Consider the following 7,011-nt stretch of genomic DNA (forward strand, 5'->3'; position numbering starts at 1 on the left):
GCGCGGCACCGACCCGCACCGCCCCGGCCCCACGCGCGTCACGCCCCGTGGCAATTTGAACGGATATCCCCTGAAGCTGCTCCTTCTCCCCTGAAATTTCGAGGGGAGAAGGGGCCATTTCAGGGGATATCCGTTGAAATGAACCGCAGCCGGACGCAGCCGGGCAGGGCAGGCGGGGTCAGACGATGCGGGGTTAGACGGTGCGGGGTTAGACGGTGCGGGGCTTTTCGCGGAGGCCGATGAGGAAGCCTAGGCCCCAGGACATGTGCATGGTGGCGCAGATGAGGGGCATCTGGGCCAGGGCCTTCCAGGGCAGGTAGCGGCCCTCGACGGCTGAGCCGAACAGGAGCAGCAGGCCGTAGCCGAGCGGGGCCAGGAAGCCCAGGTCGAGCCAGGCGTTGCCGGTGGCCAGGCCGATGATGCCGAGGATGGTGCCGAGGACGATGCTGATCACGGCGACCGGCGGGGCGAGGTAGCGCTTGCTCGCGGTCTCGGGGTGCCGGCGGATCACCTCGCGGCGCCACTGGCCGGTGTGGAAGAACTGCTTGGCGACCGCGGACAGCGAGGACCGCGGCCGGTAGGTGACCGACAGGTCCGGGCTGAACCAGATCAGTCCGCCGGTCTTGCGGATCCGGTAGTTCAGCTCCCAGTCCTGGGCGCGGTGCATGGTCTCGTCGAAGCCGCCGACCCGCTCGAGCGCCGTACGGCGGAAGACCCCGAGGTACACGGTGTCCGCCGGACCGGCCTTGCCACCCTGGTGGAACGTCGATGCGCCAAGCCCCAGCCGCGAGCGGTACGCACAGGCGACCGCCATCTCGGTCGGGGTCCGGCCCTCGGCCGCCATCACGCCGCCGACGTTGTCCGCGCCGCTCTCGTCCAGCACCTCGACCGCGCGGGTGATGTACCCGTCGGTGAGAGCGCCGTGGCCGTCGACCCGGACCAGGATGTCGTGCTTCGCGTGCGCGATCCCGACGTTCAGCGCGGCCGGGGTCTTGCCGGTCGGGTTCGCGATGATGCTGATCCGGCGGTCGCGGTCGGCAAGCTTGTCCGCGATCTCCTGGGTCCGGTCCTTGCTCGGGCCGATGGCGAGCACGACCTCGAGCTCACCGGGATAGTTCTGGTCGAGCACGCGCCCGACAGCCTCTTCGAGGTGGCGTTCCTCGTTCAGCACGGGCATCACGACGGAAACGGGCGGCCAGGAGGACAACGGCATATCAGGTCAGGCCTTACAGATCGAAGCGACGTCATCGACGTCGTTGGCGGGTTTGGTCGGTGAGTTCGTCGGCTTCTTCGCCGGCGTACTCGGCTTCTTGGTAGCGGTGCTCTTCGGAGTATCGCCGGTCTTACCGTCTCCTTCGGAGGCGGCCTTGTCCAGCGCTTCCGACTTACTGATCGCCTGGGCCACCTTGGTACGGATCAGGTCGAAGTCCGGGTTGCCGGTCTGGATCAACGGGGGGACCGCGGAGAAGCTTGACACCGGCAGCTTCTTCGCGTCCAGCGCAAGGTCGGTGAAGGTGCCCAGCTCACCGGCCGGGATGCTGGTCTTGACCACTTGTTTGCTGGCCGCCGCGATGCCCTGGAACTTGGTCAGCACGGTCTGCGGGGACAGCTGGTTCAGCATCGCAGACATCACGCACTTCTGCCGCGTCATCCGCTCGTAGTCCGACGACTCGGCCCGGGACCGGGCGAACCAGAGCGCGTGGTACCCGTCCAGGTGCTGGTTCTTGCCGGCCTCGATGTAGCCCTTGATCGGCGAGGTGCCGCCACCGATCGGGACCCGCTTGCCGATGTCCAGGGTGATCCCGCCGACCGCGTTCAGCAGGTCGCGGAAGCCGGCCAGGTCGATCAGCACGAAGTAGTTGATCTTCAGCCCGGTGACCGCCGCGACCGCCTGCGTGGTCGCGGTTTCACCGGGGTTCGGGTCGCCCGGGAACAGGTTCTTATGCTCGGCCGCGTAGGTGTAGACCGCGTTCAGCAGGCACTGCGCTTCGCAGCCCTTCCAGACGAAACCGTTCGGGAACTGCTTGGCCATCGCCGTACCGGCGGGGAACGGGACCTTGGCCAGGTTGCGGGGCAGGCCGATCAGGACGGTCCGGCCGGTGTCCGCGTCGATACTGGCCACGGTCATGCTGTCCGGCCGGGTGCCGATCCGGTCCGCACCGGAGTCACCGCCCATCAGCAGCACGTTGTAGCGGCCGGCCTCGGCCTTCGACTTCTGGCCGCTGCCGAAGACGCTGGCCACGAAGTCGCGCTGCGTGTTCACGAACGAGCTGGCCCAGATCAGCGCACCGGCGACGACGAACACCAGGACGGCGTCCAGGACGCTGGTCGCCAGCCGGTGGTTGCGCTCCAGCATCATCGGCTGGGCGATCCGGTACGCGTCCACGAACAACGCGGCCCAGCCGATCGCCAGCAGGATCAGCAGCACCTGGACGACCCGCAGCGTGCCCGGGCGGGCGAGCAGGTTGATGGTCCCGGAGCGCCAGATCAGCCCCAGTACGACGAGGAAGACGACGATCGCGAGGATTCCCGCGACGATCCGCCAGGCCCAGCGCCCGGCGCGTTTGCTACCTGCCACGATCTGCGCCGACCCCGGCAGCACGAGGGTCATCAACAGCAGTGCCAGGGCCCGCTTGAACCGCACCGGCTCGCTGAGGTTGCGCAGGTCTGCTTTCTCCTGCGGCATGAGGTCCTTCCGTTCTCGGCTCGGGCGGGCTGTTGCCGACCGTACCGTGTCGTCCTGGCGGTCAGTTGGTACGACGTGCCGGAGGACGGGATGGTTCGAGCCGGAGCGGGTCCGAGGACGAAGAGTAGCAGGGCAGGCACAGAGCGCAGGAAAACCCCTGCGTACACCCTGTGATCATGCAGATTCACACGGTTGTGATGGTGTTCGGGGGCTGAGATCCGGTTACCTGGTGGGTGCCCAAATCGACAGTGAGGAACCGCCCCCCATGAAACTGTTCCGTCCCCTTTTTGCGGTGGCTGCGGCCACAGCGATCACTTTGACCGGTCTCAGTGCTGCGCAGGCGGCGCCCGCCCCCGCTCCTGCTCCCACTGCTGTCCGGGCACCCGGCGGCGACTTCACCGGGATCGCTGCGCTCAGTAACTGTTCCGGATCGCTGGTCCGGTTCGCGTCGTCGGTGTCCACCGATCCGGCGCTGATTCTCACCAACGGTCACTGCTACGAAGGCGGCATGCCCGGCGCGGGCGTCGTCATCAAGGACCGCGCGTCCAGCCGTTCGTTCACGCTGCTGCGGCCGAGCGGGAGCAACGCCGGTACCGTCCGGGCCAACCGGGTCCTGTACGCGACGATGACCAAGACCGACGTCACGCTGTACCGGCTCACCGAGACGTACGCCGCGATCCAGTCCCGGTTGGGTGTCCCGGCGCTGACGCTCTCCCAGTCCGCACCGGCCGCCGGCGCCGGGATGGCCGTCGTCTCCGGCTACTGGAAGCGCATCTACACCTGCTCGGTGCAGGCGACGATCTTCAAGCTCCGGGAAGCCAGTTGGACGATGGAGAGCTCGATCAAGTACCGCCAGCCGGGTTGCGAGACCATCGGCGGTACGTCGGGTTCGCCGATCGTCAGCACCTCGACCGGCCAGGTCATCGGCGTCAACAACACCGGTAACGAGGACGGTGAGCGCTGCACGATGAACAACCCGTGCGAGGTCGACGCCGCGGGCAACATCACGGTCGACCAGGGAGCGGCGTACGGCCAGCAGACGTGGTGGTTCTACACCTGCCTGTCCGCCACCCGCACCATCGACCTCACCAAGGCCGGCTGCCTCCTCGCCAAGTAGGCCGATTCCCCACCCGTCTCTGGTGGTTGGTCACCAGAGACGGGACGGGGGTGACGTAGCGCACTGTGATTCGGGTAACGTCGCGCCACATGGCAGTCGACTCCTCCACGGAACAGGTCACGACAACGAACTGGCCGAGCCCCTTCGGGGTCCGGACCCGGCTGGTGGCGGCCAGCGCGCTGATGCTGTTCACCGAGCTCGCGCTGATTCGCTGGACCGGCTCGAACGTCGTCCATCTCAGCTACTTCTCGAACTTCGTGCTGCTCGGTTCCTTCCTCGGAATCGGGATCGGCATCCTGCGCTCCGGCCGGGCCAAGCGGTTGCCGTACTACTCGCCGCTGATGCTCGGCCTGCTGGTCCTGGTGATCGCGTGGAAACCCGTCACGGTCAACCGCGGCTCCTCGTCGAGCGTCATCTACTTCACCAGCCTCAACACGACCGGTCCGCCGGTCTGGGTGATCCTGCCGATCGTCTTCATCGCCGCGGCCGTGGTGCTCGCCGGTCCGGCGGAGCTCGTCGGCCGCTGCTTCACCGAGCTGCCGCGACTGACGGCGTACAGGTTCGACTTGGTCGGATCGCTGATCGGCATCGTCAGCTTCACGGCCCTGTCGTTCCTGGGGGCGCCGCCGATCTGGTGGGGGCTGATCGTCACGATCGTCTTTGCCGGGTTGATGATTCCACGGGCCCGAGGCGTGGCGGCCCAGCCGCTGGTGGCCGCCGTACTGAGTGCCGCGATGGTGCTGGTGCCGCTGCTGGTGATGGTCGGGGTGCTGTTCAACGAGTCGACCAAGTCGGAGAACAGCTGGTCGCCGTACTACAAGGTGCAGACTGCCAAGAGCTCGTTCGAGGGTGTGCCGCTGCTGACGATCACGGTCAACGGCGTGCCGCATCAGCAGGCGATCCCGACGGATTCCCGGCTGCAGTGGGAGCCGCAGTACGGGCTGCCCTACACGCGGGCGAACGTCGGTAAGGCACCGAAGAACGTCCTGATCATCGGGGCGGGCTCGGGGTCGGATGTCGCGATCGCGCTGAAGAAGGGCGCGGAGCACGTGGACGCGGTCGAGATCGACCCGGAGATCCGCGACATCGGCAAGGCGCTGCACCCGGACCGTCCGTACCAGGACCCGCGGGTGTCGTCGCACATCGACGACGGGCGGGCGTTCCTGTCCCGGACCGACAAGAAGTACGACCTGATCCTGCTGGCGCTGCCCGACTCGCTGACCCTGGTCAACGGTGCGAGCTCGCTGCGGCTGGAGAGCTACCTGTTCACCCAGCAGGCGTTCGAGTCGGCACGTGACCACCTGAACCCGGGTGGCGCGTTCGCGATGTACAACTACTACCGCGAGACCTGGCTGATCGACCGTCTCGCCCTGACCGCCGAGAAGGCCTTCGGCCACAAACCCTGCGTGGACAAGGTCGGTGACTCCCTGCAGCAGGCCGTCGTCACCGTCGGTCTCACCTCCGCCGACCAGAACTGCCAGGCCGAGTGGGCCGGCGCGTCGTCGATCACCCCGCCGCCGGCCACCGACAACCGCCCGTTCCTGTACCTGTTCACCGACCGCATCCCGTCCCTCTACCTGGTCACCCTCGGGCTGATCCTGGTCGCGGGCATCGTCGGGGTAGGCATCGCCGGCGGCGGATCGTCGTACAAGCGCATGCGCCCGTACACCGACCTCTTCTTGCTCGGCGCCGGCTTCATGCTCCTGGAAACCAAGAGCATCACCGGCTTCGCGTTGCTCTTCGGTACGACGTGGGTCGTGAACGCGATCGTCTTCGCCGGAGTGCTCGTGGCGGTGCTGGCCGCGGTCGAAGTCACCAGACGCTTCCGAACACCACCCACGAAGGTGATGTACGCGATCCTGTTCGGCGGGCTCGTCGTGTCCTGGATCTTCCCCGACGACTGGCTGCTCTCGATGCCGATCGGCCTGCGCGCTCTGGTCGCGGTGATCATCGCCTTCACCCCGATCTTCGCCGCCAACGTCATCTTCGCCAAACGCTTCACCGACACCGCCGACGGCACCGCCTCCTTCGGCGCCAACCTGCTGGGCGCCATGCTCGGCGGCTGCCTCGAGTACGCAGCCCTGATCATCGGCTTCCACGGCCTCCTGATCATCGCCGCAGCCTTGTACCTGGGCGCCTTCCTCCTCCGCCCCAAATCCAAGGCGGTGATCGGAACCTAGCTGCTAGGTTCTGATGTCTGGGTCGCTCGGACCTCCGCGGAGGAAGGAGCGACCATGGAGGAGTACTACCGTGAGCGGGCGGCGGAGTACGACAAGATCTACGAGAAGCCTGAACGGCAGGAGGACCTCGCCACGTTGCGAGGCCTCCTGCCGTCGCTCGTTGCGGGGCGTGCGGTCCTGGAGATCGCCTGCGGCACCGGCCACTGGACGACGGCGCTCGCTTCGTCTGCACGGTCGGTGGTTGCGACCGATCTGAACGAATCGACGCTGGCGATCGCCCGCACCCGCTCCTACGCCGGCGAAGTCACGTTCGCCACGGCGGACGCCTTCGACCTCACGGCGGTCCCGGGAGAGTTTGAGGTGATCTTCGCCGGCTTCTTCTGGTCGCACGTCCCGCGAGCCGCCGTACGGCGATTCGCGCGCGCCCTGCTGGACCGCGCCGAGCTGGTGATTCTCGCCGACAACCGGTACGTCGAGGGCAGCAGCTCGCCGATCACCCGGACAACCCCCGACGGCGATACCTACCAGTGCCGCCGCCTCGACGATGGCCGCGAGTTCGACGTACTCAAGAACTTCCCCACCGAGGCCCAGCTCACCACCGACGTCACCCCAGCCACCGTCCGCTGGACCAACCTCACCCACTACTGGCTAGCCACCCTCACCCCCTAGTCCGTTGCGCGCCCCCACCTGCGTGAATATTCCCGGCGTGGGTGGTGCGCCGTCCTACCCGCCACAACGTCCGAAGAACCGGAGGCGGGCCCTCCGATCCTTCGGACGTTAGCTCGGAGCAGCGATTAACGTCCGAACAGCCGGAGGCGGGCCCTCCGGTTGTTCGGACGTTGCGGGTACGGCGCTCTGTCGCGCGGCGTGCTGCCTCGGCCGAGGACTTTCGGGTGGACGCCCGCGCCATCACAATTGCGTGGGCGCGCCCGCTCACCGCTTGGCGGACGGCGGTTCGGTCGATTGTGATGGCCTGGCGGTTCGCGAGCGGCGCCGTACTGGGCGGGTGGTACGGGATCGGCCCGTTT

At 67.3% G+C, this 7,011-nt stretch carries 5 protein-coding genes; 3 read left to right on the forward strand and 2 right to left on the reverse strand.

From position 1 onward, the window contains the following. Positions 1 to 208 precede the first annotated feature (208 nt). On the reverse strand, positions 209 to 1,207 hold the full coding sequence (locus tag E1261_RS41700; protein WP_202875439.1) for a glycosyltransferase family 2 protein: 999 nt from the start codon (positions 1,205 to 1,207) through the stop codon (positions 209 to 211). Positions 1,208 to 1,219: 12 nt separating this feature from the next. Then, positions 1,220 to 2,686, reverse strand: coding sequence for an LCP family protein (locus tag E1261_RS41705; protein ID WP_132415308.1), 1,467 nt, complete (start codon positions 2,684 to 2,686; stop codon positions 1,220 to 1,222). A gap of 292 nt (positions 2,687 to 2,978) precedes the next feature. Here E1261_RS41705 and E1261_RS41710 point away from each other — a divergent pair, with 292 nt between their 5' ends. From E1261_RS41710 to E1261_RS41720, 3 genes are all read left to right on the forward strand, one after another. Further along, a complete protein-coding gene (locus E1261_RS41710) occupies positions 2,979 to 3,803 on the forward strand; it encodes a S1 family peptidase (RefSeq protein ID WP_238176780.1) in 825 nt (274 codons plus the stop codon). Positions 3,804 to 3,892: 89 nt separating this feature from the next. After that, positions 3,893 to 5,983 (forward strand): spermine/spermidine synthase domain-containing protein, encoded by a 2,091-nt coding sequence (locus tag E1261_RS41715; RefSeq protein WP_132415312.1) that lies wholly within the window; start codon positions 3,893 to 3,895, stop codon positions 5,981 to 5,983. Between the two features lie 54 nt (positions 5,984 to 6,037). Further along, on the forward strand, positions 6,038 to 6,652 hold the full coding sequence (locus tag E1261_RS41720) for a class I SAM-dependent methyltransferase (RefSeq protein ID WP_132415314.1): 615 nt from the start codon (positions 6,038 to 6,040) through the stop codon (positions 6,650 to 6,652). Positions 6,653 to 7,011 lie beyond the last annotated feature (359 nt).

It is taken from the genome of Kribbella albertanoniae, from assembly GCF_004348455.1.
GTDB lineage: Bacteria > Actinomycetota > Actinomycetes > Propionibacteriales > Kribbellaceae > Kribbella > Kribbella albertanoniae.